At 58.1% G+C, this 25,958-nt stretch carries 22 protein-coding genes; 15 read left to right on the top strand and 7 right to left on the bottom strand.

What is annotated here, in order from left to right:
- Positions 1-63 precede the first annotated feature (63 nt).
- Together Q8L89_05285 and Q8L89_05290 are read left to right on the top strand one after the other, a co-directional pair.
- A complete protein-coding gene (locus tag Q8L89_05285; GenBank protein ID MDP1708460.1) occupies positions 64-1,191 on the top strand; it encodes a twin-arginine translocation signal domain-containing protein in 1,128 nt (375 codons plus the stop codon).
- Between the two features lie 19 nt (positions 1,192-1,210).
- Positions 1,211-1,621: a cytochrome C gene (locus Q8L89_05290; protein MDP1708461.1), complete on the top strand. Its 411-nt coding sequence runs from the start codon at positions 1,211-1,213 to the stop codon at positions 1,619-1,621.
- A 77-nt stretch (positions 1,622-1,698) separates the two neighbouring features.
- On the opposite strand, the gene Q8L89_05295 is transcribed toward Q8L89_05290, so the two are convergent.
- From Q8L89_05295 to metK, 5 genes are all read right to left on the bottom strand, one after another.
- Positions 1,699-3,048 carry an adenosylmethionine--8-amino-7-oxononanoate transaminase gene (locus tag Q8L89_05295; GenBank protein ID MDP1708462.1) on the bottom strand — a complete coding sequence of 450 codons (1,350 nt, stop codon included), beginning with the start codon at positions 3,046-3,048 and terminating at the stop codon, positions 1,699-1,701.
- Between the two features lie 52 nt (positions 3,049-3,100).
- Positions 3,101-4,822, bottom strand: coding sequence for an EAL domain-containing protein (locus Q8L89_05300; protein ID MDP1708463.1), 1,722 nt, complete (start codon positions 4,820-4,822; stop codon positions 3,101-3,103).
- A gap of 382 nt (positions 4,823-5,204) precedes the next feature.
- Positions 5,205-6,095: a methylenetetrahydrofolate reductase [NAD(P)H] gene (gene metF / locus Q8L89_05305; GenBank protein ID MDP1708464.1), complete on the bottom strand. Its 891-nt coding sequence runs from the start codon at positions 6,093-6,095 to the stop codon at positions 5,205-5,207.
- A gap of 63 nt (positions 6,096-6,158) precedes the next feature.
- A complete protein-coding gene (gene ahcY / locus Q8L89_05310) occupies positions 6,159-7,472 on the bottom strand; it encodes an adenosylhomocysteinase (protein ID MDP1708465.1) in 1,314 nt (437 codons plus the stop codon).
- Between the two features lie 21 nt (positions 7,473-7,493).
- A complete protein-coding gene (metK, locus tag Q8L89_05315; GenBank protein ID MDP1708466.1) occupies positions 7,494-8,663 on the bottom strand; it encodes a methionine adenosyltransferase in 1,170 nt (389 codons plus the stop codon).
- A 134-nt stretch (positions 8,664-8,797) separates the two neighbouring features.
- On the opposite strand from metK, the gene Q8L89_05320 reads away from it, so the two are divergent.
- From Q8L89_05320 to fba, 6 genes are all read left to right on the top strand, one after another.
- Positions 8,798-9,367: a thioredoxin family protein gene (locus Q8L89_05320; GenBank protein ID MDP1708467.1), complete on the top strand. Its 570-nt coding sequence runs from the start codon at positions 8,798-8,800 to the stop codon at positions 9,365-9,367.
- Between the two features lie 538 nt (positions 9,368-9,905).
- The gene (gene tkt / locus Q8L89_05325; GenBank protein ID MDP1708468.1) at positions 9,906-11,900 is read left to right on the top strand and encodes a transketolase; all 1,995 of its coding nucleotides are present in this window, start codon (positions 9,906-9,908) and stop codon (positions 11,898-11,900) included.
- Positions 11,901-12,018: 118 nt separating this feature from the next.
- On the top strand, positions 12,019-13,029 hold the full coding sequence (gene gap, locus Q8L89_05330) for a type I glyceraldehyde-3-phosphate dehydrogenase (GenBank protein MDP1708469.1): 1,011 nt from the start codon (positions 12,019-12,021) through the stop codon (positions 13,027-13,029).
- A 121-nt stretch (positions 13,030-13,150) separates the two neighbouring features.
- Positions 13,151-14,344, top strand: coding sequence for a phosphoglycerate kinase (locus Q8L89_05335; protein MDP1708470.1), 1,194 nt, complete (start codon positions 13,151-13,153; stop codon positions 14,342-14,344).
- Between the two features lie 79 nt (positions 14,345-14,423).
- Complete coding sequence (gene pyk, locus Q8L89_05340) at positions 14,424-15,875, top strand: pyruvate kinase (protein MDP1708471.1); 1,452 nt, start codon at positions 14,424-14,426, stop codon at positions 15,873-15,875.
- 64 nt (positions 15,876-15,939) lie between these two features.
- Positions 15,940-17,031, top strand: a complete 1,092-nt coding sequence (gene fba / locus Q8L89_05345) for a class II fructose-bisphosphate aldolase (protein ID MDP1708472.1) — start codon at positions 15,940-15,942, stop codon at positions 17,029-17,031.
- A 96-nt stretch (positions 17,032-17,127) separates the two neighbouring features.
- On the opposite strand, the gene Q8L89_05350 is transcribed toward fba, so the two are convergent.
- Together Q8L89_05350 and Q8L89_05355 are read right to left on the bottom strand one after the other, a co-directional pair.
- Positions 17,128-18,234, bottom strand: a complete 1,107-nt coding sequence (locus Q8L89_05350; GenBank protein ID MDP1708473.1) for a cytochrome c peroxidase — start codon at positions 18,232-18,234, stop codon at positions 17,128-17,130.
- 143 nt (positions 18,235-18,377) lie between these two features.
- Complete coding sequence (locus Q8L89_05355; protein MDP1708474.1) at positions 18,378-19,700, bottom strand: vitamin K epoxide reductase family protein; 1,323 nt, start codon at positions 19,698-19,700, stop codon at positions 18,378-18,380.
- Between the two features lie 95 nt (positions 19,701-19,795).
- On the opposite strand from Q8L89_05355, the gene Q8L89_05360 reads away from it, so the two are divergent.
- The 7 genes from Q8L89_05360 to parE all read left to right on the top strand — a co-directional run bounded on the left by Q8L89_05360 (position 19,796) and on the right by parE (position 25,831).
- Positions 19,796-20,200 (top strand): hypothetical protein, encoded by a 405-nt coding sequence (locus Q8L89_05360; GenBank protein ID MDP1708475.1) that lies wholly within the window; start codon positions 19,796-19,798, stop codon positions 20,198-20,200.
- Between the two features lie 345 nt (positions 20,201-20,545).
- Positions 20,546-20,965, top strand: coding sequence for a rubrerythrin family protein (locus Q8L89_05365; protein MDP1708476.1), 420 nt, complete (start codon positions 20,546-20,548; stop codon positions 20,963-20,965).
- Positions 20,966-21,146: 181 nt separating this feature from the next.
- Positions 21,147-22,496 carry a heterodisulfide reductase-related iron-sulfur binding cluster gene (locus Q8L89_05370; GenBank protein ID MDP1708477.1) on the top strand — a complete coding sequence of 450 codons (1,350 nt, stop codon included), beginning with the start codon at positions 21,147-21,149 and terminating at the stop codon, positions 22,494-22,496.
- A gap of 5 nt (positions 22,497-22,501) precedes the next feature.
- The gene (locus Q8L89_05375) at positions 22,502-22,807 is read left to right on the top strand and encodes a ferritin-like domain-containing protein (GenBank protein MDP1708478.1); all 306 of its coding nucleotides are present in this window, start codon (positions 22,502-22,504) and stop codon (positions 22,805-22,807) included.
- Positions 22,804-23,406, top strand: a complete 603-nt coding sequence (locus Q8L89_05380; GenBank protein ID MDP1708479.1) for a DUF3501 family protein — start codon at positions 22,804-22,806, stop codon at positions 23,404-23,406. The genes Q8L89_05375 and Q8L89_05380 overlap by 4 nt, the downstream gene beginning before the upstream one ends.
- A gap of 5 nt (positions 23,407-23,411) precedes the next feature.
- Positions 23,412-23,936: a CNP1-like family protein gene (locus Q8L89_05385; GenBank protein MDP1708480.1), complete on the top strand. Its 525-nt coding sequence runs from the start codon at positions 23,412-23,414 to the stop codon at positions 23,934-23,936.
- Between the two features lie 2 nt (positions 23,937-23,938).
- Positions 23,939-25,831 (top strand): DNA topoisomerase IV subunit B, encoded by a 1,893-nt coding sequence (gene parE, locus Q8L89_05390; GenBank protein MDP1708481.1) that lies wholly within the window; start codon positions 23,939-23,941, stop codon positions 25,829-25,831.
- Positions 25,832-25,958 lie beyond the last annotated feature (127 nt).

Raw genomic sequence — 25,958 nt, forward strand, 5'->3', positions numbered from 1 at the left:
CAGGCATTTCTTTGATTAACCTCATAAAATCAAAAAATCCACAAGCCAAATAGGAGAGTAACGATGATGAATATCAGTCGCCGTAATTTCCTCAAGGGCGCTGCTGCTGCCAGTGTTGGCAGTATCATCCCCCTGAGCATGGTCACGGTCGAGGCCGAAGCAGGCGTAGCTGGAGGTGAGTCATTCACCTTCGCCTGGGTCACCGACCAGCACATACAACTAATCACTGGTGGCAAGTTCGTAAAGAGCTGGGACGACGGTTTCAAGCTGGCGATCAGCGAAGTGATGAACGCCAACCCGAAGCCCGACTTCTGCTACTTCGGTGGTGACATAGCCCAGGCCGGCCTCAAGGCCGAGATGGATCACGGTTTGGAGATGTGGTCCAAGACCGGTCTCAAGGTCAAAGCCATCCAAGGTGAGCACGACTACTTCCTCGACATGGGCAAGTCGACCAGAGCCGCTTATGGCAAAGATGCCATGCCCGCCGACAACTACACCTTCGAGCACAAGGGCGTGCAGTTCATCATGCTGACCACCATCCGTGGCGACGCAGCCTGGGAAGCGAAACACGCCAAGAATCCCCAGGTACGCATGAACGAGATGATGCGCATTGACAACTATGTTGATGGTTCTCCCTTCCAGCTGGGCAAAGAAGGCCAGGCCTGGTTGAAGAAGACCGTCGCCGGTCTGGACAAGAACAAGCACACCATCGTGTGCTCGCACTCCCCGCTTCAGAAGATCTACAACGGCTGGAACTTCTGGACCGAGGACGCGGAAGAGATCCAGGCTATTCTGGCACCGTTCAGGCGCGTGACCGTGCTGTACAACCACGTGCACCAGCCTATGGCCAGCCAGAAGGGCAACATCGCCTTCTTCTCCAACTTCTCCACCTCTTGGCCGTGGCCGCATGTGAGCACCGTGGCCGATGCCACCATGTGCGGAGACGGCGCTTACAAGGGCTGCGCAAAGGGAGCGGACTACTACCCGAACCTGATCCTGCCTTATCACCGCGCCGATGTCGCAAACTTCCGCGATGCGACCGGCTGGACCTTCGTCAACACGGATACCGGCGGCAAGTTCGAGGCCGAAGTTACCCAGTGGGGCGACAATCCCAAGCGTAAGGTCGTCTGGGATGGCAAGCTCAAGGAAGTGGGCGCCGGGCCTGCCGCCAAGTCCCAGATGAATTACTAAGAGAATAAGGAGAAAACTTATGATGATTCGTAAAAGTACATTGGCCGCGCTGGGCGCGTCCTTTATTCTGGGCCTTGGCGTAACGGTGTCAGCGCATGCCGAAGTCGTGAAAGACACGGCCAAGTGGGACAGTGAGTACAAGGCCTCCGTAGATCGCGGTGACGCTCTGTTCCATGGCGGAATCAAGAGCGACAACGAGGTGGCCTGCGTTCAGTGCCATCCGGAAGCCTCCAACACCCACGCGGAGACCTATCCCAAGTACCAGAAGCAGCTCGGCAAGGTGTCGCAGCTGTGGGAGATGACCAACTGGTGCATCGAGAACCCGCTGGAAAGCAAGGCTATCGCTGCGGACAGTCAGGACATGGTCGATTTGGTTGCCTACATGACCAACATCCGTAAGGGCCTCAAGCTGGCACCAGGAACGTACTAATAATCAGCACCTGAGTTAAATTGCAGTAGTTGCGACGGCACTGTGGTGACACAGTGCCGTTTTTTTTGCCTGGCGATTTAGTCCGCCGTCGCGTGGCTGATGCCAGCCCAGGCCGCTGCCGCCATTTTCTGTATCTCCCCGGGCGTGATTACATAGGGCGGCATGAAGTAAACCACATCTCCCAGCGGGCGTAACAGCACGCCGCTGGCGAGCGCATGCTGACAGGCTTGTCGGCCGCGCCGCTGCTGCCACGGATAAGGCTGCCGTGCGGCCTTGTCCTGCACCATCTCGACCGCCAGTATCATGCCCGTCTGCCGCACTTCTGCTATGTGGGGATGGGCGGCAAAGTGCGCGGTGGCGTCATGCATCGCCCCGGCCAGTGCCTGATTACTCTCGAGCACCTTGTCCTGTGCAAAAATATCCAGTGTCGCCAGTGCCGCACGGCAGGCAAGCGCGTTGCCGGTGTAGCTGTGTGAGTGCAGAAAGGCCTTGAGCGCAGCGTAATCGTCGTAGAAGGCCTGATAGATCGTATCTGTGGTGAGAACAACAGACAGCGGCAGATAGCCGCCGGTCAGCCCTTTGCCGAGGCAGAGAAAATCAGGCGTGATGGCGGACTGCTCGCAGGCGAACAGGGTGCCGGTGCGCCCAAAGCCAACAGCGACCTCATCGGCGATCAGATGCACGCTGTGGCGATCGCAAGCCTCGCGCAGCAGCGTTAAATATACCGGGTCATACATGCGCATGCCGCCCGCACACTGCACCAGCGGCTCGACAATGACTGCGCACACCTCATCGGCATGCGTCTCCAGTGCAGATTCCATATAGCTGAACATGCGCATGGAGTAAGCGGCACAGGATTCGTCGGGCTCACGGTGAAAACAATCGGGTGAGGGCACGTGGATGACGTCCATCAGCAGTGGTGCGTAGGTTTCCTTGTAGAGCGCGACGTTGCCAACAGCCAGCGCACCGAGGGTTTCACCGTGATAGCTGTTGCTTAGGCTGATGAATCGGGTTTTGCGCGACTGACCCAGATTGCGCCAGTAGTGATAGCTGGCCTTGAGTGCGATCTCAACGGCGGCCGAGCCATTATCAGCATAAAAACAGCGTGTGAGCCCCGCTGGAGCAAGCTCAATCAGTCGTTCGGAGAGCTCAATGACCGGCGCGTGCGTGAAACCCGCGAGCAGAACGTGCTCGAGTTGCCCAAGCTGGTCTTGCAGTGCCGTATTGATGCGCGGATTGCAATGGCCGAACAGATTGACCCACCACGAGCTGATGGCATCCAGGTAACGGTTGCCGTCATAGTCCTCCAGCCACACGCCTGTGCCGCGCCTGATGGGGATGGGCGGAAGTTGCTCGTGGTCCTTCATCTGTGTGCAGGGATGCCACAGCCGTGCAAGGTCGCGGCGGGACAGGCTAGTGTTGTTCATGGCGGAGTAACAATGTTATTTAGGCATCGCCATGATAAACAAATTAACGAGTTTAATCGGGCTTTTTCGAGGCAGTTTGCAGCGTGCGCGCCTGCAGCCAGGGCGGCATGTCTTCTGCGGGCATCGGCTGTGCAATAAAGTAGCCCTGTGCCTCGTCGCAGTCGAATTCGATAAGACGCTCCAGCGTTTCTTTGTTCTCCACGCCTTCGGCCACCACCTTGAGACCGAGATTGTGGGCGAGATCAATTATGGAGCGCACAATCGTCGCCGAGTCAGCATTCAAAATCATGTCGAGCACAAGCGACTCGTCAATTTTGATGGCCGTGACTGGTAGCTTCTTCAGGTAGGCGAGCGAGGAGTAACCGCTGCCGAAGTCATCAATGTGGAGGCGTATGCCCATATCACGTAGCTTGCTCAGGATGCCGAGCGCACGTACAGGATCCTCCATGAGCGCGCTCTCGGTGATCTCGAGCTCGATCATGTTGGTTTCCATGGTGCGGCCGATGAGTAATGCCTCGATCTTGTACACAATTGCTGAATCGAGCATGTTGCGTACCGACAGGTTAACGGCGATCGGCACGCGCCAGCCCTGCTCACGCCAGATCCAGGCTTGTTGCACGGCCGTCTCCAGCACGTTCAACGTGAGCGGGTGGATGAGTCCGCTCTTTTCAGCCAGCAGGATGAATTCGTCCGGCGGTACGTATCCCAGTTCAGGATGGTTCCATCGCGCCAGCGCCTCCGCTCCGCATACCGTACCATTACGCAGGTTCACCTTGGGCTGGAAATGCAGGACGATCTGGCGGTTGTCGATGGCAGTGCGCAACTCGCCCATGAGCAGCAGGCGTTTAGGGCTCGATGGATCGAGCAGCGGGTCGTACATGGAGAGCGACCCGCTGTCGCGTTGCGCGAGTGAAAGCGCAACGTCTGCATGCTGCAGGAGTTGGCGAGGGTTGGCCCCGTGCGCGGGAGCCAAGGCAGCACCGAGACGCACATTCAGCTCGAGCGGGAAGCCCGCGACCTCGAAGGGCTGCTGAAAGGCTGCAAGCACCGTCTGCGCGTGCGCCATGACATCTGTGTGGTCGCAGGGGTAGAACAGCAATGCAAATTCGTCGGCGCCAAAGTGCGCCGCCATGTCGGCACGACGTAGCTGTTTGATTAATTGTGACGCTGCCTGCTGCAGGAGCGCGTCGCCGTAGTCGTGTCCGAGGGCCTCGTTCACATCGCGGAAGCGGTTGATGTTCAGCATAAACAGGGCGAAGGGCTGGTGATCCCGTTGCGCGTCGACAAAGGCCTGTTCCAGCCGCTCCTGGAGTTGTAGACGGTTCGGCAGCTCAGTGAGAGGGTCGAAGTAGGCAAGATGATGGATACGTTCCTCGGCATGTCGGCGCACCCTCAGCACCTCAGCCTCATCGAGCACGTGTCTGACTGCTGATGCCAGATGCTCCATGCGGTTCTTTGTGATGTAGTCCTGTGCCCCCGCTTTGATGGCCGCCACGGCCGCACCTTCGTCGACTGCGTCCGAGAGAAGGAGGAACGGAATGTCCAAATTCACCTCTCGCACGATCCGCAGAGCGTCAAGACCGTTGAACTGCGGCACCGAGTAGTCGGAGATCACGATGTCCCATGACTGGCTGCGGAGTGCGTAGTGTAGGGCCTCGGGGGTAATTACCCGCTCGACCTGTGGGTCGTAGCCGCCGTGCCGAAGTTCATGGAGCATGAGTTCGGCATCATCCGCAGAATCCTCCACGATCAAGACACGCAACATCTTTGCCATGGTCTGTATGCCTTTAGTAGGAGTGGTTAATACGGCCCAGGGGTGGGGCTTATCCTTGGACTCAGCCGATAGCGCCAACCGTCGTGTCGCTCCCGTGAGCGGGGGAAGGCTGCCGATATGCTGCTGCGCACAGTCGGCACAGGTGACAAGCATAGCCCAGGCTCTGTTGTGGCGCGGCAAAGATGATGAGTTCGAAGGCCGGGGCGATTGCGAACAGCACTGACAAACGTCCCGATAGTCCGCGAAAGGAGAGCTTGGGTGACACGCCTTACACCCCCTTTGACCAGGTATGTGACAGCGTTGGTTGCGATATTCCGGTGCCGGCACATCGGTAACACGAAGATACGTGGGCCTGCACAGGATAGAGTATATATCAATATACTCAGGCGGGAAGCGTCAGCGATGACCCTCCTGGTGGGATCTTTGTGCCAAGATTCAGATTTTTCCAAATTGCTGTTACTGGCGTAGCCTGGTTCATGGTGTAGAAGTGCAGGCCGGGGGCGCCTGCCTCCAGCAGTCTGTGGCACAGCTCTGTGACTACATCGAGGCCAAAGGCGCGCAGTGACTCAGCATCATCGCTAAACGCCTCCAGGCGCTTGCGTATCCAGCGCGGAATTTCTGCTCCGCAGCGGTCTGAGAAGCGTGCGAGCTGCGTGTAGTTGGTAATCGGCATGATGCCGGGCACGATGGGTAGTGTGATGCCCAGTTTCTCACAGCTGTCCACAAAGCGGTAATAGGCGTCAGGGTTGTAAAAATATTGGGTCATGGCGCTGTCGGCGCCAGCCTCGACCTTGCACTGGAAGTGCTGCAGATCTACGGAGGCATTGCTGGCCTCGGGATGGAATTCCGGGTAAGCAGCGACTTCGATATGGAAATGGTTTCCTGTTTCGGCCCGGATGAACGCCACCAGATCACTGGCATGGGGCAGATCACCCGGGGTACCCCCCTCCTCCGGGAGGTCACCGCGCAACGCCACGATGTGACGGATTCCATGCTGCCGGTAAGCGTCGAGCAGCGTACGCAACTCCTCGCGCGACGAGGCGATGCAGGAAAGATGCGGTGCGGCCTGCAGGCCGGCGTGCTGTATCTCTAAGACAGTTTCAAGCGTGCGGTCACGTGTACTGCCGCCCGCGCCGAAGGTGACTGAAAAAAAGCGCGGGTTTAGCTGCGCCAGTGTGTTGCGTACTTCGCGCAGTTTTAGTGCGGCGTCTTTGGTTTTGGGTGGGAAGAACTCGAAACTGAAGACGCGTTCATGTTTTTTTTGGGAAATCATATAAATGCAGTAACGAGTCGCTTAGGGGGCGGAGTATTTTTGCTAGCGACTCGCCACTCGCTGCTAGTATCTGTAGTGTTCAGGTTTGTACGGGCCGCCGGCAGAAATGCCCAGATATTCCGCTTGTTCAGGTGTCAGCGCGGTCAGTTTGGCGCCCACTTTAGTCAGGTGCAGGCGCGCGACCTTTTCGTCCAGGGCCTTGGGCAGTACATATACCTTGCGCTCGTATTTGGTATGGTTTTGCCACAACTCGATCTGCGCCATGACCTGATTGGTGAAGGAGTTGGACATGACAAAGCTGGGGTGGCCGGTGCCGCAGCCCAGGTTGACCAGCCTGCCCTCGGCCAGCACGATCAGGCGTTTGCCGTCGGGAAAGATGACATGATCGACCTGCGGCTTGATGTTTTCCCAGCTGTATTTGCGCAGGCCCGCGATGTCTATTTCAGAATCGAAGTGGCCGATATTGCACACAATGGCCTGGTGCTTCATGCGCACCATGTGGTCGTGGGTGATGACATTGACATTGCCGGTGGCAGTGACGAAGATGTCGGCCTGATCGGCGACATCGTCCATACGCACCACACGGTAACCTTCCATGGCGGCCTGCAGGGCGCAGATAGGGTCGATTTCGGTGACCCACACCGTGGCACCCAGGCCGCGCAAGGATTGTGCACAGCCCTTGCCCACGTCTCCGTAGCCCAGCACGATACAGACCTTGCCTGCGATCATGACATCAGTAGCGCGCTTGATGCCGTCTACCAGCGACTCACGGCAACCGTACAGGTTGTCGAATTTGGACTTGGTGACCGAGTCGTTGATGTTGATGGCCGGGACCTTGAGTGTGTCAGCAGTCATCATTTCGTACAGGCGGTGCACGCCGGTAGTGGTCTCTTCGGAGAGGCCGCGCACATCATTCAGAAGGTCAGTATATTTTTCATGCATGACCTGGGTGAGGTCACCACCATCATCGAGGATCATGTTGGGGCGCCAGCCGTTTGGCCCAAAAATGGTCTGGTCAATGCACCACCAGAATTCGTCCTCGCTCTCGCCTTTCCATGCAAAGGTCGGAATACCGTTCGCTGCCATGGCAGCGGCTGCGTGATCCTGGGTGGAGAAGATGTTGCACGATGACCAGCGGATCTCAGCCCCGAGTTGTACCAGCGTTTCCATCAGTACTGCGGTCTGAATAGTCATGTGCAGGCAGCCGGCGATGCGTGCACCTTTGAGCGGCTTCTGTCCCGTATACTCCTCGCGCAACGCCATCAGGCCGGGCATTTCAGTCTCGGCGATAGCGATTTCCTTGTGCCCCCAACCGGCCAGCTTGACGTCAGCGACCTTGTAGTCCGGGTTCAGATTTTGTACCGATTGACTGCTCACTATAGATGGCTTCCTTAAATTTTAGGCAGCTTTAAGTCCGGCGGCGTCACGCAATGTCGCTGCCTTGTCTGTATGCTCCCAGGTGAACTCCGGTTCTTCACGACCAAAGTGGCCGTAGGCGGCGGTGGGCTGGTAGATGGGGCGCAACAGATTCAGCATCTGGATCAGTCCGCGTGGACGCAGGTCAAAGTGCTCACGCACCAGTTGTACGATGCGCGCGTCGCTGACCTTGCCGGTGCCGAAGGTATCGACGCCGATCGAAGTGGGCTCGGCTACGCCGATGGCGTAGGAGATCTGTATCTCACAGCGGTCGGCGAGCCCCGCAGCAACGATATTCTTGGCCACATAGCGGCCAGCGTAGGCCGCTGAGCGGTCTACCTTGGACGGGTCCTTGCCCGAAAAGGCGCCGCCGCCGTGACGGGCCATGCCGCCATAGGTGTCTACAATGATCTTGCGCCCAGTGAGGCCACAGTCGCCCATCGGGCCGCCGACCACAAAGCGCCCGGTCGGGTTGATGAAAAAGCGCGTGTCCTTGTTGACCCACTCCGCAGGCAGTACCGGCAGGATGATTTCATCCATCACCGCTTCCTTGAGCACCTTGTGTGAGATGTCCGGGCTGTGCTGTGTGGACAGCACCACGGCGTCGACCCCGACCGGTTTGTAATTTTCGTAGCGGAAGGTGACCTGGCTTTTCGCGTCCGGGCGCAGCCAGGGCAGGGTGCCATTCTTGCGCACCTCGGCCTGACGCTTGACCAGGCGGTGTGCATAGGTGATGGGTGCAGGCATCAGCACGTCCGTTTCGTTGCTGGCGTAGCCAAACATCAGGCCCTGGTCGCCAGCCCCCTGTTCGCGCTCCTGGGTTTCATCCACGCCCAGCGCGATATCCGATGATTGCTTGTCAATCGATACCATTACCGCGCAGGACTCCCAGTCAAAGCCCATCTCGGAACTGTCATAGCCTATGTTTTTTACCGTTTCCCGCACCACGGCAGTCATGTCAACCCATGCAGTGGTGGTAATCTCACCAGCCACCATCACCATGCCGGTGGTGACCAGGGTTTCGCACGCCACGCGCGCGCGCGCATCCTGGGCCAGAATGGCGTCAAGAATACCGTCCGATATCTGGTCGGCAACCTTGTCGGGATGGCCTTCAGAGACGGATTCGGAGGTGAATAAACTCATGGTTGCCATGCGGTTCCTCGTTGTGTGTGAGATCTATGACGTTGGCGGCACAGTAATCATACTAGTTTAGCGTGGCCGGCCCATTTTTTCATGCCAAATGTGTAAAATAGATCTCACAACGGTAGCTCGGCGGGGATGTTCTTATGGTCAGCACAGAGACACCAGTCTGCGAATTCGGCCGACCTGCGCCCGATTTCTCGCTGATGGGCGTAGACGGCAAGCGCTGGACGCTGGCGGAATGCAGGGGTGAGAAAGGGTTGCTGGTGATGTTTATCTGTAATCACTGCCCCTACGTGCAGGCGGTGCGGGAGCGCATGGTGCGCGATACCAAAGAGCTGTTGAGCTATGGTGTCAAGAGTGTGGCGATCATGTCCAATGATCCTGCGGACTATCCGGAGGACTCGTTTGAGAGCATGCAGCGCGTGGCGCAGGAATTTGAATTCCCGTTTCCCTACTTATGGGATCAGACTCAGGAGGTCGCCAAGGCCTATGGCGCTGTGTGTACCCCCGATTTCTTTGGCTATAACGGTCTGCTGGAGTTGCAGTACCGCGGACGTCTGGATGCCAGCCGGAAGGAGGCTGCCCCGCCAGACGCCCGCCGTGACCTGTTCGAGGCCATGCGGCAGGTTGCCCTAACCGGTCAGGGCCCGCGTGAGCAGATTCCGGCAATGGGTTGTTCCATCAAATGGGCCAATCAGGGCGCTATGGCCTAGGCTGCTATTGCTGAAAAGCAGCAGGTAAGCCAAAATAGCCGTTTGGGTTCGAAATCGCCCATGCTTAGTAGCGGGCACCCGAAACGCCTCCGCAAACAGGCCAACGCCCCCGGGCCGGGTTACCTAAGGAACCAGGTGCCGGGGAATTTTTTGCCACGCAGCAGTCTCCGTAGCGCGGGTGTATACCGCCACAGATGCGTGTGTGCAGGGGCGCAGACCCCGAACAGATTCAGTATTGAGAGTTGTGAGGTGAGTGCCATGAGCAAGCCAGTCGTGTCGGGCGGTATCTCGGCAAGATCATGATTATAAAGGGTATTACACAGCACCCAGGCAAGACCTGCGTGACCACGACAGGTGCGGGCCACTGCCTTGGGTACTACACCCGCAGGGATTACCTCCGCTTGCGCTCACTCAGTTGTTGAGGGTCTGCCATCTGTTGCCGTCTGCCTCCGGCGTTATTCAAGTAGCCCGAGTCGATGTGGCCGCTGCATATTCCGCAGACCATTAAGGAATTTTATTTTAATTTTAGGAGACAACAATGCCCTCTCGTAGAGAGTTAGCAAACGCAATTCGCGTGCTGTCGATGGATGCCGTGGAAAAGGCAAAGTCCGGTCACCCGGGCATGCCGATGGGCATGGCCGATATTGCCGAGGTGCTGTGGAACGATTTTCTGCAGCATAATCCCGCCAATCCCAAGTGGGCGGACCGGGACCGCTTTGTGCTGTCAAACGGCCACGGCTCAATGCTGCTGTATTCGATGCTGCATCTGACGGGTTATGACCTCCCCATGGAGGAGATTCAGCGTTTCCGTCAACTCCATTCCAAGACGCCGGGCCATCCGGAATATGGTTATGCCCCAGGCATAGAGACCACCACCGGCCCACTCGGCCAGGGTATTACCAACGCTGTGGGTATGGCGATCGCCGAAAAGTTGCTTGCCGGGCAATTTAATCGCGATGGTCACCACGTCATTGATCACTATACCTACGTGTTCCTCGGTGACGGCTGTTTGATGGAAGGTATTTCGCATGAGGCCTGCTCGCTCGCGGGCACACTGGGTCTTGGCAAGCTCATCGCGTTTTACGACGACAACGGCATTTCCATCGACGGCCATGTCGAAGGCTGGTTTACCGACGATACCCCGAAGCGTTTCGAGGCCTATGGCTGGCACGTGGTGCCGGGCGTGGACGGGCACAATGCCGATGCGGTGAAGAAGGCGATACTTGAGGCGCGCTCGGTAAATGACAAGCCGTCGATGATCTGTTGCAAGACCGTGATCGGCTTCGGTGCACCGAACCTGTGTGGTAGTCACGATTGCCACGGCGCTGCACTGGGTGAAAAAGAGATTGCTGCCACGCGCGAAAATCTGGGCTGGAAGCACGAGCCGTTTGTAATGCCGGACGAGTATTATCAGGGTTTTGATGCGCGCGCCAGGGGCGCCAGGGCGGAAGCCGACTGGGACCAGCGGTTTGCTGCCTATCAGAAGGCCCATCCGGAGCTGGCCGGCGAACTGGAGCGGCGTCTGCGCGGCGAACTGCCCGCCGACTGGGCGGAAAAATCTGCGGCCTTTGTCAATGCCGTTGCGGAGAAGGGCGAAACCATCGCCTCGCGCAAGGCCTCGCAGAATACGCTGAACGGGTTTGGTCCGCTGCTGCCAGAGCTGCTCGGCGGCTCGGCAGATCTGGCGGGCTCCAATCTCACGCTCTGGAAGGACTCCAAGGGCATCAGCAGCACCGTCTCCGATGGTAACTACATCTACTACGGCGTGCGCGAATTTGGCATGTCGGCGATCATGAACGGTATCACGCTGCATGGCGGATTTATCCCCTACGGTGCGACCTTCCTCATGTTCTCCGAATACGCCCGCAACGCACTGCGGATGGCGGCACTGATGAAGCAGCGTTCGATTTTTGTCTATACGCACGACTCCATCGGCCTCGGCGAAGACGGCCCCACCCATCAGCCGGTGGAACAGACCGCGACCTTGCGCCTGATTCCGAACATGCAGGTGTGGCGTCCGTGCGACGCGGTGGAGTCCGCCGTCGCCTGGAAGGCTGCCATCGAACATACCAACGGGCCGTCGTGTCTCATTTTTTCGCGCCAGAACCTGCCGCACCAGACACGCAGCGCGCAGCAGATCGCCGCCATTACGCGCGGCGGTTATGTGCTGATGGAGTGCGGATATCTGGTGCAGGCGATCATCATCGCCACCGGCTCGGAAGTGGGCCTCGCGGTAGACGCCGCCAAGCAATTGAACGATCGCGGTTTCGGTATCCGCGTCGTGTCCATGCCGTGTACCCGTGTGTTCGATGAGCAGGATGCCGCCTATCGTGAATCAGTGCTGCCCAAAGCGATCACTGCGCGGGTGGCGGTTGAAGCGGGCGTCACGGACGGCTGGATCAAATACGTCGGATTTGAGGGCAGGGTGGTTGGCATCAACAGCTTCGGCGAATCAGCCCCGGCCGGTGACTTGTTCAAGCACTTCGGCTTTACCACCGACAAGGTGATCGACGCGGTGACGGACTTGCTTTGACTTTTAAAGACGCAACGCAAAGTCGCAAAGAAATGAGAATCCATCGTCATTTTATCTTTGCGTCTCCGTGTCTTGGCGTTGAATCAAGATTTTGATCATTAAATTTTGGAGATAGAAAATGGCAATTAAAGTGGCAATCAACGGCTATGGCCGTATTGGACGTAATGTGCTGCGCGCGGTTTACGAGGCCAAGCGTAACAAGGAGATTCAGGTCGTGGCGATAAACGATCTCGGCAATGCCGAGACCAACGCCCACCTCACGCAGTACGACACGGTGCACGGCAAGTTCCCCGGCACGGTGACTGTGGAGGGCGACTTCATGATCGTGAACGGCGACAAGATTCGTGTCTGCTCCGAGCGTGATCCGTCCAAATTGCCGTGGGGCGATCTCGGTGTAGATGTAGTGCACGAATGCACCGGTATCTTTACCACCAAAGAGAAGGCTGGTCTGCACCTCAAGGCAGGCGCCAAGAAGGTCATTATCTCCGCGCCGGGAACCGAGGTCGATGCCACTATCGTGTATGGCGTAAACCATGCATCACTGAAGGCGGCGCATACCGTTATCTCCAATGGTTCCTGCACCACCAACTGCCTGGCCCCGCTGATTGCGCCGCTACACAAGAAGATTGGCGTGGTGCATGGCCTGATGACCACGGTGCACAGCTACACCAACGATCAGGTGCTGACTGACGTTTATCATTCCGATCTGCGTCGCGCACGTTCCGCGACCATGTCGCAGATTCCCGCCAAGACCGGCGCTGCGGCGGCGATCGGCCTGGTGCTCCCGGAACTTGTGGGCAAGCTCGACGGCTTCGCGGTGCGCGTGCCGACCATTAATGTGTCGCTGGTCGATTTGACCTTCACCGCCGCGCGCGAGACCAGCAAGGATGAAATCAACGCCATCATGAAGGAGGCCGCCAACGGCGAGCTGAAGGGCGTGCTGAATTACAACGACAAGCCGCTGGTGTCGGTGGACTTCAATCACGATCCGGCTTCCAGTACCTACGACTCCACGCTGACCAAGGTGGTTGATGGCAAGCTGGTCAAGGTGCTGGCCTGGTATGACAATGAGTGGGGTTTCTCCAACCGCATGCTGGATACCACCGTGGCGCTCATGAGCGCCAAGTAAGAACGGCCTAACGCCAAGACGCGAAGACGCAAGAGAATTAAATGCAAAGATTAATAATTCATCCTGGTGTTCTTTGCGACTTTGCGTCTTTGCGTTGAGTTTTTTACAAGGATTACATTTCATGTCTATTGTCAAAATGGAAGAACTGAGAAACCTGACCGGCATACGCGCACTGGTGCGGGCCGATCTCAACGTGCCGATGAAGAACGGCAAAGTCACTGATGAAACCCGCATCTATGCCAGCGTGCCGACCATCAAGTTTTTGATGCGTACGGGCGCCAAGGTGATGGTGATGTCGCATCTGGGGCGGCCCGAGGAAGGCGTATACGATGAAAAGTATTCGCTGGCGCCGATTGCGGAAAAGCTGACCGGACATCTCGGCAGGAAGGTACGTCTGGTCAGGGACTGGCTGGACGGTGTGGAGGTGGCGAATGGCGAAGTGGTGCTGTGTGAAAACGTCCGTTTCAACAAGGGCGAGGAAAGCAACGACGACGCGCTGGCCAAAAAGATGGCGGCGTTGTGCGAAGTGTTTGTGATGGATGCCTTTGGTACCGCCCACCGCGCGCAGGCTTCGACTTACGGCGTGGCCAAGTATGCGCCAGTGGCGTGCGCCGGGCCGCTGCTGTGGAAGGAGTTGAAGGCGTTGAATCTGGCGCTCAAGGATCCGAAGCGCCCCATGGTGGCTATTGTCGGTGGCTCCAAGGTATCCACCAAGCTGACCGTGCTGGAGTCATTGTCCGGTATCGTCGATCAGCTGATCGTCGGTGGCGGTATCGCCAATACCTTTATTGCGGCGGCAGGCTACAATGTCGGCAAATCACTGTGTGAGCCTGACCTGATTCCGACTGCCAAGCGCCTGGCCGAAAAGGCCAGGGCCCGTGGTGCCGATATTCCAGTGCCGGTGGATGTGGTCTGTGGCAAGGAATTTTCTGAAACCGCGCAGGCTACGCTGAAGAAAGTTGATCAGGTAGAAGATGATGACATGATCTTTGATATCGGCCCCGAAACTTCGGCACGCTTGGCCGAAATTCTGGACAAGGCGGGTACCATTGTCTGGAACGGCCCGGTAGGCGTATTTGAATTTGACCAGTTTGGTGCGGGCACGGAGGCGCTGGCCAAGACTATCGCCAAGAGTGCCGCCTTCTCGCTGGCGGGTGGCGGCGATACGCTGGCGGCTGTTGCCAAGTACGGTGTGGGAGACCATATTACCTACATCTCTACCGGTGGAGGGGCTTTCCTCGAGTTTCTGGAGGGCAAGGTGTTGCCCGCAGTCGAAATTCTGGAAGAGCGTGGCAAGCAGGCGGCCACAGTTTGAACATAGCCGTCTGTCAGTGGCAGCAGGCGCAGTACCGGCCCGATTTGTCAGGGATGCGTCACTTGGGAAATCAGTAGTCATGCAACGTCGAACAAAAATTGTCGCTACGCTTGGACCCGCCACGGATGATCCCAAGGTGCTGGATCGGATGATCGAAGCCGGTCTGGACGTTATACGGCTCAATTTCTCGCATGGATCCGCCGAGAGTCACCGGCAGCGCGCTGAAAATGCCGCTAACCGTGCCCGTGCCTATGGGCGTCACATCGGCGTTCTGGCAGACCTGCAAGGACCAAAGATCCGCATCGAGCGCTTCAAAAATAACAGCGTAGTGCTGGAAGAAGGCGCCAGTTTCTGCCTCAGTACCGAGTGGGATCCTGTCGGTGGTACCGAGCAGGGCGTAGGCATCAGTTACCGCGAGCTTGTCAATGACGTCAAGCGCGGCGATACCTTGTTGCTCGACGACGGGCGTATCGTGTTGTGGGTAGACGATGTCGTGGGCGGGGAGATCAAGTGTCGGGTAGTGGTAGGTGGTGATCTCTCAAACAACAAGGGCATCAACCGCCAGGGCGGCGGGCTCTCGGCCCGCGCACTCACCGACAAGGATCGCGCTGATATCAAGACTGCGGCCAGCATGCAGGTTGATTATCTGGCCGTGTCATTCCCGCGCAATGCTGCCGATATCCACGAGGCGCGACAGTTGCTGCGCGACGCCGGGGGCCACGGTGGCATTGTGGCCAAGATTGAGCGTGCCGAAGCGGTAGCGGCTATTGAGGAGATCATCGAGGCCTCTGACGCGGTCATGATTGCGCGCGGCGACCTGGGTGTCGAGATCGGTGATGCGGGTTTGCCACCGGTACAAAAACACATCATCCGCCTCGCGCGCAACATGAACCGGGTGGTGATTACCGCGACGCAGATGATGGAGTCGATGATCGAAAACCAGATTCCCACCCGTGCCGAGGTATTTGACGTTGCCAATGCCGTGCTGGATGGGACTGACGCCGTCATGCTTTCAGCCGAGACCGCCTCCGGCAAGTACCCGGCCAAGGCGGTGGCGGCAATGGATCGTATCTGCCGTGAGTCCGAGAAGCAGCAGATAGCCCGCGTTTCTGATCACCGCATCAACACCGAATTCAAGCTGATCGACGAAGCCATAGCAATGGCCACGATGTACACGGCCAATCATCTGGGCGCCAAGGCGATTATCGCGCTGACCGAGTCGGGTTCCACGCCATTGTGGATGTCGCGCATCAGCTCGGGTATACCGATTTTTGCCCTGACCAAGCATGCCGGCACCCGGCGCAAAGTGACACTCTACCGGGGTGTTTATCCGGTAAGTTTTGATATCCCCAGCACCAACCACGCCCAAGTCAACAAGGAGGCGGTGGATGAACTGGTGCGGCGCGGTGCGGTGCGTGCCGGCGATCTGGTGATCATTACCAAGGGTGATCTCATGGGGGTGCACGGCGGCACCAACGCCATGAAGATCGTGCGTGTCGGGGATCTGGCAGAAGTTGATAGCGGCGGTTGACGTGCCGCTCTGCTAGAATTGGTTCAGACTCAAAGTAAACACATTACCTGTTAAGGAGGTTCCTATGGCTCTTATTTCAATGCGTCAATTGCTGGACCATGCTGCAGAGCATGGTTATGGTGTGCCCGCCTACAATGTCAACAACATGGAGCAGATGCACTCCATCATGCAAGCCGCCGATGCAGTGAACTCGCCGGTGATCATGCAGGCATCTGCCGGCGCACGTTCGTATGCTGGTGAGCCGTTCCTGCGCCACCTTATGTGGGCGGCGGTTGAGATGTATCCGCATATCCCCATTGTCATGCACCAGGATCATGGTGCCTCTCCGGCTGTGTGCATACGCTCGATTCAGAGTGGCTTCACTTCGGTTATGATGGACGGCTCACTGCAGGAAGACATGAAGACGCCCGCGTCGTATGATTACAATGCCGGGGTCACGCGCAAGGTGGTAGAGATCGCCCATGCCTGCGGCGTAGCGGTGGAAGGCGAGCTGGGCTGTCTGGGGTCGCTTGAGAGTGGCAAGATGGGTGAAGAAGACGGGCATGGTTCGGATGAGACGCTGGATCATTCCATGCTGCTCACCGATCCTGAAGAGGCCGCACGTTTTGTGGCTGACACCAAGGTTGACAGTCTGGCCATCGCCATTGGTACCAGCCACGGTGCGTACAAGTTTACCCGCCCACCCACCGGTGACATTCTTGCCATCGAGCGTATCAAGGAAATTCACGCCCGCATTCCTGACACGCATCTGGTGATGCACGGTTCTTCTTCGGTGCCGCAGGAGTGGCTCGAGATTATCAACAAGTATGGTGGCGAGATCCGTGAGACCTACGGCGTGCCGGTCAAGGAAATCCAGGAAGGCATCAAGCACGGTGTGCGCAAGGTGAACATCGACACTGACCTGCGTCTGGCGGCTACCGGCGCCATGCGTAAGGCGATGGCGGATGATCCGTCAGAATTTGACCCGCGCAAATTCTTCAAGGCTTCCACCAAGGCCATGATGGAGATATGCAAGGCGCGCTTCGAGGCGTTTGGTTGTGCTGGCCAGGCGGGCAAGATCAAGCCCGTCAATCTGGATGCCATGGTCAAGCGTTACCTCAAGGGTGAGCTGGATCCGCGGGTGACTGCGGGCAAGGCCAAGGCCGCCGCCGGCTGATTGAATGTGCCGTAGTCTTTGACACATAGGGCCGTAAAAAAAGCCCCGTGGATCACCCCACGGGGCTTTTTTGTTTGCTGCTGCTGTGGCTGGGTATTACCGGGGCAGCTCAGGACTGTTGAGTGACTTCATGAACGCCAGCAGATCAGCCTTTTCCTGCTCGTTGAGGCCGAGCGGGCGGAACAACTTGTCCAGCATCGGATTCTTTTCGTTACCCTTGTTGTAGAGGTCAATGACAGCCTCCAGTGTGGCTATGCTGCCATCATGCATGTAGGGCGCGGTCAGCTCGACGTTGCGCAAGGTGGGGGTCTTGAAGCGCCCGACGTCCTTGGTGTCCTCCAGTCCTTTCGGGCTGATCGTGACCAGCACCCGACCCAGCTGGGAGACATCCGCACCTTTCAATACGATTTCGTCGACGCTCTCGCCGTTGGCGATGGCGCTGCGGAAGGTATTGACGAGCTCGTACAGGCGCGGCTCCACTTTCTCGAAACTCACGCCGAGGTTATGGAAATTGTTGTTGGTGAAGATGGCGTGGCTGGGGCCTATGGTATGGCACAGGCTGCATTTTGCCTTGCCACGAAATATCTCCAGGCCACGGATGGCCTCCGCTGAAAGCGCGCTTTTATCGCCGCCATATTGATAGCGGTCGAACGGTGAATCGCCAGCAATCAGTGTGCGCTCATAGCTCGCTATCGCCTTGGTGATATGCTCCACGCCAATCTTGGCGCTATCGACACCGAAGACCGCCTTGAACTGCGCGACGTAAATGCCATCCTTGCGGACGATATCGATCAACTCCTGGTGACTTTTAAGTCCATGCTCGATGGAGTTGGTGAACGGATCCTGCGCCTGACCTTCAAGGCTGGGCCGACGGCCGTCCCAGAACTGCGTGGTGTGGTACGCGGCATTCAGCAGAGAAGAGGTATTGCGTGTAGCCTTGCTACGGTTGATGCCCTCTGCCACAGGCAGGCCATCAGTAAAGCCTTTGTTGGGGTTATGGCAGACACTGCAACTGATGGTGCCATCGGCGCTCAGGCGGCGATCAGCAAACAGCGCCCTGCCGAGGGCAATCTTCTCCGGCGTCTGCGGGTTGTCAGCGGGGACGGGCACCGGGGGCAGGCCCAAGGGCTCGCTGGCTGAAGTTACGCTGGCACACAGCAGGAGCACGATGGCAAATAACGCCATAACGGCATTTTTCTTCATGAACCTTGCCTGGGGAGAAGATGCTAGGGAGTGGGAACCAGCGACACAGGTGCAGACGCTCTCGCGCTGGACGGGATGGCTTTATATCCACGCATTGAATATCGCGTTACTGTGTAGTCAGAAATATGAAAAGGGGCCAGGATTCACGGTCGGGGCATACTGGGCGCGGGCAAGACCAGAAAGCCCGGGTCGGTATCCTTGCCTGCGGCCATGATCAGGCTAAACAGGAAGGCGGGCACAGGGGTTCCGGTTCGGCCATTGATGACCACCAGGGGCGTGCCCTCGATCTGGTATTTTTCAGCCAGATCGATGTCTTCCTGGAGTATGGCTGCCGTGGCGGCAGAGTTGACGCACGTCTCGAGAGTTTTGCGCCGTGCACCATCGTCCTGGGTGGCGATGCTCCAGATGCTGGCCAGGGTGAGGCTGCCCTGGTTCTTGAACATGGCGGCGCGTACGCGGCTGAAGTCAGGAGAGCCGCTGAGGCAGATCTGAACCTTGGCGGCCAGGCAACTGATGCCGCCGCCGCTGCGCTGGACAGCAGGGTTGCACTGACTGTCGAGCGGGAAATGGCGTGCCTCTTCGCTCCAGGAGCCGACTGGCGTAATGCCGCGCATTTCTTCCAGGGCGGCTTCAAGCTGTTGGCAGTGCGGGCAGCGAATATCCGTCCACTCCGTGATGTGTACCGGAGCCCCAGCCTGCCCGTAGACCATGCGTTTGGCGTCGGGCTGCAGGGAGATGTGGCTGGACTGGCGATAAATGGCAAGCGAATCACTGGTGGCCTTTTGTACGCTGGGTGGCAGTGAGGTCAGAAACTCGACCAACGGGCTGGCCGGGGTGTTGGCATCGGCCGCCTTGATCACGGTAGAGACCTTGGCAACACTCATGTCCTCGCGTGGCGTGTGCAGGCCGGGATAGATCAGCGCCGAGAAGGCAACGAGGAGGATGGCCCCGCTTTTGAGGCTGGCCTGCAGCCAGCGGGGCGCACCTGTGCTGAGACGTACATAGGCCAGCCAGGCGGCAGCCGCCACCAGTACGTAAAACAGTACGCAGGTAGGGCAGAAGGTCTTGAGGACAATGCTGTAGCCGAGCAGCGAAACAGCTATCAAGGCTCCCGCGCCGGTGACAATGCGCAGGGCCTGTACGGTATCGTTCATGGCGGCTCCTTGGGTGGCTTGATAGCGCAGCATGGCGGCCAGTACCAATACTGCAGCGCTCCATATCAGACCCCACCCGGCAATGGGCAGGCCGCTGAACTGATGCACGGCGTGGCCGACTGGCGAGTTCCACACCCCGGCGCAGTTGAAGGTGGCACTGAGCGAGCACAGGGGCGCAGCGCCATGGGTATTGAGCAGGTAAAGCTCAATCCACTGGTAAATCGTGAGCATGACGCCAAGCAGCGCCACCCCCCCCAGCAGGAGCGCTGTGCGGGCCTCGCGGCCGGGCTGGGTTGAGGCGCGTGTAGACATGATGTTCTCCCGTGTATATCCCATTGACTCTAACAGAGTTGACCAAGACCAGACAAGACACGGGCAGCCGATTTGCAGCGGTGAAAGGTGGTAGCATGGCGGCCATGTTTAGTGCCGGAACTGTCTTGGCCGCTACGGGGGTCTATCTGTTGATGGTGGCCGCATTTTTCTGGGCACGGTGGCGTCGCTTCCATGTGCCCGTGATGATCGGGGCGATGGTGTTTGATTTCACCATGCCGTTTTATCTGTACCTTACCAAGGATTGGTACCGGCGGCTGGTGGTGGAGGGGGAGCTGACCTCGTTCCTGTTATGGACCCATTTGTTGTTAGTGCTTACGCTTTACATGTTGTATGCCATGCAGATCCAGAGTGCGCGCCATATGCTGCGCGGCGAACTGACCTTGCGCGCCGATCATGGTGCCCAGGGCAGGGCGATATTGCTGGTGCGCGCCTTTGTGATATTCACCGGAGCGCTGATGGTGGAAGTGCCGCAGGCTTAGGGTGACCGTGTACAGTGCACCATGTCCATGCATGGGAAGCCTCCACCCTTGGTTCATGGGTGTGTGGCTGGCACACAAGGCCGAGGTATCTCTGACGCTCTACTTGTTGGCGTCGAGCTGCTCCTGCTATGATTCAGGCTACCCCGCAGCAGAACTTGAAAGGCTGCACACCGCAGCGCAGGCAGGCCTTCAGATCCACGCGTTGCGGTGCCCGTGAAGCCGGGTAATTTTGACATATCGAAATCCCCGGTGTAGACTTTAACCAAACTTAGACGTAGTCTAAATACAGGAGGCCGTTACCAGTCAGCGGCCGCACATCAACATCAACATGTATGAGGAAGTGCTATGCAACTCAAAGGCAGCAAAACCCATGAAAACCTGAAGGCGGCTTTCTCGGGCGAGTCCCAGGCCAACCGCCGTTATCTCTACTTCGCCGCCAAGGCCGACGTAGAAGGCTACAATGACGTCTCCGCCGTATTCCGCTCCACTGCCGAGGGCGAGACCGGCCATGCGCACGGACACCTGGAGTACATGGAGGACTGTGGTGATCCGGCCACCGACCTGCCTATCGGCTCTACCAGTGACAATCTCAAGGCCGCGATTGCGGGCGAAACGCACGAATACACTGATATGTATCCGGGTATGGCCAAGACCGCACGCGACGAAAGCTTCGGTGAAATCGCCGATTGGTTCGAGACGCTGGCCAAGGCCGAGCGTTCACACGCCAACCGCTTTCAGAAGGCGCTCGATTCGCTGGGCAAATAAGTTAAAGGCAGATACAAGTTGCAAGATACAAGTAAAAGCGGGGCCGTTTTGTACGGCCCCGTGTTTGTTCATAAGGTAGTTATTTGTTCAAAGGCAGTTACAGGGGAAAGATGCCTGGAACTAAGGCAGTGAATAGTTTTAACTTGTATCTTTATCTCTTGTATCTTTTCTCCGAGGTTATATGGCACCACCACCCATCGAAGGTCAGCGTGAAGGCAGTCTTGAGGCGCCCACCCGTCATGCCCTGGACTGGAAAAATCCAGAATTTTACAATGAAACCGCACTCCAGCACGAGCTGGAGCGGGTGTTTGATATTTGTCATGGCTGTCGTCGCTGCTTCAGCCTGTGCCAATCCTTCCCGACCTTGTTTGATGCTATCGATGAGTCGCCCACCATGGAGCTCGATGGTGTAGACAAGAAGGTGTATTGGGACGTAGTAGATCACTGCTACCTGTGCGACATGTGTTTCATGATCAAGTGCCCCTATGTGCCGCCGCATGCCTTCAACATCGACTTCCCGCATCTCATGCTGCGCGCCAAGGCAGTAAAGTACCAGCAAGGCGACGTCAAAATCCGTGACAGGATACTCACCAGCACCGACACCGTTGGCAGGCTCGCAGGCATTCCGGTAGTGGTGCAGGCAGTAAACGCCGTTAACAAAAGCAAGACAGCGCGCAAGATTCTGGACAAGACACTGGGCGTGCATCCTGATGCCTTTGTGCCGGAGTACCACAGCGACACGTTGCGCAAACGCGAGCACGCTCGCAGACAACTGGATGCAGCGGCCACAGCGACACCAAATACACGCGGCCGCGTGGCGCTGTTCGCCACCTGCTATGGTAACTACAACGAGCCACAGCTGGGCACAGACCTGATTGCCATTTTTGAACACAATGGTATTCCGGTGCGGCTGGCCGAGCAGGAACAATGCTGCGGCATGCCCAAGCTGGAGCTGGGAGATCTGCAGGCTGTAGAGCGCGCCAAGCAGGCCAATATTCCGGTATTGGCGGCGCTGGTCGATGCCGGTTGGGATATTGTCGCCCCGGTACCCTCGTGCGTGCTGATGTTCAAGCAGGAATTGCCGCTGATGTTTCCAGACGATCCGGATGTGATCAAGGTAAAGAACGCGATCTACGATCCGTTTGAATATCTGATGCTGCGGCACAAGGACGGGGTGCTTAAAACAGATTTCAAAAAAACGCTGGGCAGGGTGTCGTATCACGTGTCATGCCATTTGCGGGTGCAAAACATAGGTCTAAAGACACGCGATGTATTGCAGTTGGTGCCCGATACCCAGGTGGAGCCGATAGAACGCTGCTCCGGTCACAATGGTACCTATGCAGTCAAAAGCGAGTTTCACGCCCATGCGGTGAAGATCGGCAAGCCGGTGGTGGAGCGTATTGCGAAGGCCAGCGCCGATTACTACACGAGCGACTGCCCGATTGCCGGCCATCATCTGGAGGAGGGGCTGGCGAACGGTACACCACCCACCCACCCGGTCACCCTGTTGCGGATTGCTTACGGAGTCTGATGATCATGGCCAACGAAGGTTTTCACGAAGCAGCAGAAACATTAAGTACCGAAACCCGCGATATGCACCGCGCCATCGTCTCATTGATGGAGGAACTGGAGGCGGTGGACTGGTACAACCAGCGGGTGGACGCCTGTAGCGATGATGAATTGCGTGCCGTGCTGGCGCATAACCGCGATGAGGAGAAAGAGCACGCGGCCATGATGCTGGAATGGATTCGTCGGCGTGACCCGGTGTTCGACAAGGAGTTGCGCGATTATCTGTTTACGGACAAGCCGCTGGCTGCGCTGGAGGCGAAGCACAAGTCGTGAAGGGGATACAAAACATGAAGAAGCTCAGCCGTGAGATGCTGTACCCGCTTGAGCAGTATGCGCGCATGCGCAACGAATTTCGCGCCAAGGTGATGGCGCACAAAACGCACAGGCGTGTGCCGGTAGGCCCGCATGCCACGCTCTACTTTGAAGACCAGCTCACCATGCACTACCAGGTGCAGGAAATGCTGCGGGTAGAACGCATCTTCGAGGACGAAGGGATACTTGAAGAAATCGAGGCCTACAACCCGCTGATACCGGATGGCAGCAACTGGAAGGCAACCTTCATGATCCAGTATGATGACGAAGGGGAGCGCCGTACTGCACTGGCCAGCATGATAGGCATTGAAGACCGGGTGTGGGTGAAGGTGGGCGAGTACGCGCATGTGTGGGCGGTTGCCGATGAAGACCTGGAGCGCGAGAATGCACAGAAGACCTCGTCAGTGCACTTCCTGCGTTTTGAGCTGACGCCGGAGATGGTGGCGGCGGCCAAGGCCGGTGTTGCCATCGGTGTGGGCATCGAGCACCCGGCTTACTGCCATCAGGTTGACCCTATCGCAGACGATGTACGTGCGTCGTTAGTGCAGGACCTGGCCTGAGCCCTGTGCGTACACCCTCGCTGCTGCTGTTGCTGGTGACGCTGCTGCCGGGTATGTCAGGAGCGGCGGCAGCGTATGAGAATGACTACGATGAGCCCGCGCCGTGGACAGAGGACGTCAAGCCAGTGCCCGCGCCACCGCAGGAGGCTGACCTCATCCGGCTGGCCGTGGATGGCCCGCAGCGCAACTTCAAACATTATATTGACAGCAAGTCCCTCACGACCCATGCCGATGGCGTGGTCACCTACACCGCCGTCATCGCCTCAGACAGTGGTGCGCAAAACATCCTGTTTGAAGGCATACGTTGCGAAATGGCGCGCTACAAGACCTACGCCTACGGTAATGGTGCTGGCGGTTTTCAGCAGAGCCTGGCGTCCTCCTGGCAAAAGATACTCACCCGCAGCGGGCCCACCAACTATCGCAGCGAGCTGCTGCGCTACTATCTGTGTGATGAGCGCGGGCTTCCACTCCAGCCGCATGTCATCATCGAACGCCTGAAGCATCCCAATCCCCCGCGCTATACCGGCTGACCATGTCAGCTGACTACGACGCCTCCGCCATTGAAGTCCTGAGCGGGCTCGACCCGGTGCGGCGGCGGCCCGGCATGTATACCGACACCACGCGTCCCAATCATCTTGCGCAGGAAGTGATAGACAACAGCGTGGATGAAGCGCTCGGTGGCCATGCTGCGCGCATTGGGGTGACCTTGTACCAGGATGGCTCGCTCGAAGTTAGCGACGACGGGCGTGGCATGCCGGTGGACAGCCATCCGGAGGAGAAAATATCCGGCGTGGAGCTGATCCTTACACGCCTGCATGCGGGCGGAAAGTTCAGCGGCAAGGCCTATCGATTCTCCGGCGGCCTGCACGGTGTGGGCGTGTCGGTGGTTAATGCACTGTCGAAAAAACTGGAGGTCTGGATACGGCGCGGTGGCAAGGAGTATCACATGGGCTTTGCCGGTGGCGACAGGCGCTCGCAACTCAAGGTGACCGGCACCGTGGCAAGAAATAATACCGGCACCACGCTGCGCTTCTGGCCAGATGAAAAATATTTCGATGCAGCGAAATTTTCCGTATCGCGCTTGAAGCATCTGTTGCGTGCCAAGGCGGTGTTGTGTCCGGGCCTGCATGTGGGCTTCCGCGACGAAGCCAGCGGCGAGCAGGAAAGCTGGCACTACGATGAGGGCATCAGGGCTTATCTGGCTGAAGCGCTGCAAGGCATGCCTGTATTGCCCGCCGAACCTTATGCAGGCGCCATGCAGGGCAACAGCGAGGCGGTCGAGTGGGCGCTGGCATGGGTGCCTGAGGGCGGCGAGATCGTCACCGAGAGTTACGTCAATCTGATTCCGACTGCGCAGGGTGGCACGCATGTGAACGGATTGCGCACCGGTCTGACGGAGGCGATGCGCGACTTCTGTGAATTCCGCAGCCTGTTACCGCGCGGCGTGAGGCTCGCACCCGAGGACGTGTTTGACCGATGCAGCCATGTCTTGTCAGTAAAGCTGCTCGACCCACAGTTTTCCGGCCAGACCAAGGAGCGCCTGACCTCGCGCGAATGCGCCGCTTTTGTCGGCGGGGTGGTGAAAGACAGCTTCAGCCTGTGGCTGAACCAGCATGTCGATGTGGCCGAGGCCATCGCCCAGCTTGCCATTAACAATGCACAGCGCCGTCTGCGCGAAAGCAAGAACGTGGTGCGCAAGAAAATTGTCAGCGGCCCGGCGTTGCCGGGCAAGCTTGCCGACTGCACCCTGCAAGATCTGGGTCAAACCGAGCTGTTTCTGGTGGAGGGCGACTCGGCAGGCGGCTCCGCCAAGCAGGCGCGCGATCGCCTGTTTCAGGCCATCCTGCCGCTGCGCGGCAAGATACTGAATACGTGGGAGGTCGCGCCGGGCACGGTGTTGTCGTCGCAGGAGGTGCACGACATCGCCGTCGCCATCGGTGTCGATCCCGGCTCGGACGATCTTGCAGGCCTGCGCTACGGCAAGATCTGTATCCTGGCCGACGCAGATTCCGACGGCGCCCACATTGCCACGCTGTTGTGCGCACTGTTTGTGCGCCACTTTCACCCGCTGGTGGCGGCGGGCCGCATTTATGTCGCCATGCCGCCGCTGTACCGCATTGATATCGTTAAAGAGGTCTATTACGCCCTGGATGAGGCCGAAAAACAGGGCGTGCTGGACCGGATCGCGGCCGAAGGCAAAAAAGGCAAGGTCAACGTGCAGCGCTTCAAGGGGCTGGGCGAAATGAATCCGGCACAACTGCGTATAACCACCATCGCCCCCGAGACCCGGCGCCTGCTACAGCTCACGGTGCAGTCCGGTGACAACACCACGCAACTCATGGACATGCTGCTGGCCAAGAGGCGCGCCGCCGATCGCAAATGCTGGCTCGAGCAGAAGGGTGGTCTGGCCTCTGCTGTTGTGTAACCCCGGGCCGGTTGTGCCCGTTCCACGGTATTGCCGTCCGGATACAGAATCATCCTAAAGTTTCCCCCCGCTGTCCCGATAACCAGTCCGTAGAGCAATCGCTGACCCGACCCGGGCCAGCTTGTAC

This window comes from Gammaproteobacteria bacterium (genome assembly GCA_030680605.1).
GTDB lineage: Bacteria > Pseudomonadota > Gammaproteobacteria > SURF-13 > SURF-13 > JAQBXX01.

Bases quoted from the DNA above. Each gene is read 5' to 3' on its own strand.
- tkt (MDP1708468.1), top strand. From the start codon at position 9,906: ATGCCCTCTCGTAGAGAGTTAGCAAACGCAATTCGCGTGCTGTCGATG.
- Q8L89_05290 (MDP1708461.1), top strand. From the start codon at position 1,211: ATGATGATTCGTAAAAGTACATTGGCCGCGCTGGGCGCGTCCTTTATT.
- fba (MDP1708472.1), top strand. From the start codon at position 15,940: ATGGCTCTTATTTCAATGCGTCAATTGCTGGACCATGCTGCAGAGCAT.
- Q8L89_05375 (MDP1708478.1), top strand. From the start codon at position 22,502: ATGGCCAACGAAGGTTTTCACGAAGCAGCAGAAACATTAAGTACCGAA.
- metF (MDP1708464.1), bottom strand. From the start codon at position 6,095: ATGATTTCCCAAAAAAAACATGAACGCGTCTTCAGTTTCGAGTTCTTC.
- Q8L89_05320 (MDP1708467.1), top strand. From the start codon at position 8,798: ATGGTCAGCACAGAGACACCAGTCTGCGAATTCGGCCGACCTGCGCCC.
- gap (MDP1708469.1), top strand. From the start codon at position 12,019: ATGGCAATTAAAGTGGCAATCAACGGCTATGGCCGTATTGGACGTAAT.
- Q8L89_05285 (MDP1708460.1), top strand. From the start codon at position 64: ATGATGAATATCAGTCGCCGTAATTTCCTCAAGGGCGCTGCTGCTGCC.
- Q8L89_05295 (MDP1708462.1), bottom strand. From the start codon at position 3,048: ATGAACAACACTAGCCTGTCCCGCCGCGACCTTGCACGGCTGTGGCAT.
- Q8L89_05350 (MDP1708473.1), bottom strand. From the start codon at position 18,234: ATGAAGAAAAATGCCGTTATGGCGTTATTTGCCATCGTGCTCCTGCTG.
- parE (MDP1708481.1), top strand. From the start codon at position 23,939: ATGTCAGCTGACTACGACGCCTCCGCCATTGAAGTCCTGAGCGGGCTC.
- Q8L89_05300 (MDP1708463.1), bottom strand. From the start codon at position 4,822: ATGGCAAAGATGTTGCGTGTCTTGATCGTGGAGGATTCTGCGGATGAT.
- Q8L89_05365 (MDP1708476.1), top strand. From the start codon at position 20,546: ATGCAACTCAAAGGCAGCAAAACCCATGAAAACCTGAAGGCGGCTTTC.
- Q8L89_05360 (MDP1708475.1), top strand. From the start codon at position 19,796: ATGGCGGCCATGTTTAGTGCCGGAACTGTCTTGGCCGCTACGGGGGTC.
- Q8L89_05370 (MDP1708477.1), top strand. From the start codon at position 21,147: ATGGCACCACCACCCATCGAAGGTCAGCGTGAAGGCAGTCTTGAGGCG.
- Q8L89_05355 (MDP1708474.1), bottom strand. From the start codon at position 19,700: ATGTCTACACGCGCCTCAACCCAGCCCGGCCGCGAGGCCCGCACAGCG.
- Q8L89_05335 (MDP1708470.1), top strand. From the start codon at position 13,151: ATGTCTATTGTCAAAATGGAAGAACTGAGAAACCTGACCGGCATACGC.
- pyk (MDP1708471.1), top strand. From the start codon at position 14,424: ATGCAACGTCGAACAAAAATTGTCGCTACGCTTGGACCCGCCACGGAT.
- metK (MDP1708466.1), bottom strand. From the start codon at position 8,663: ATGGCAACCATGAGTTTATTCACCTCCGAATCCGTCTCTGAAGGCCAT.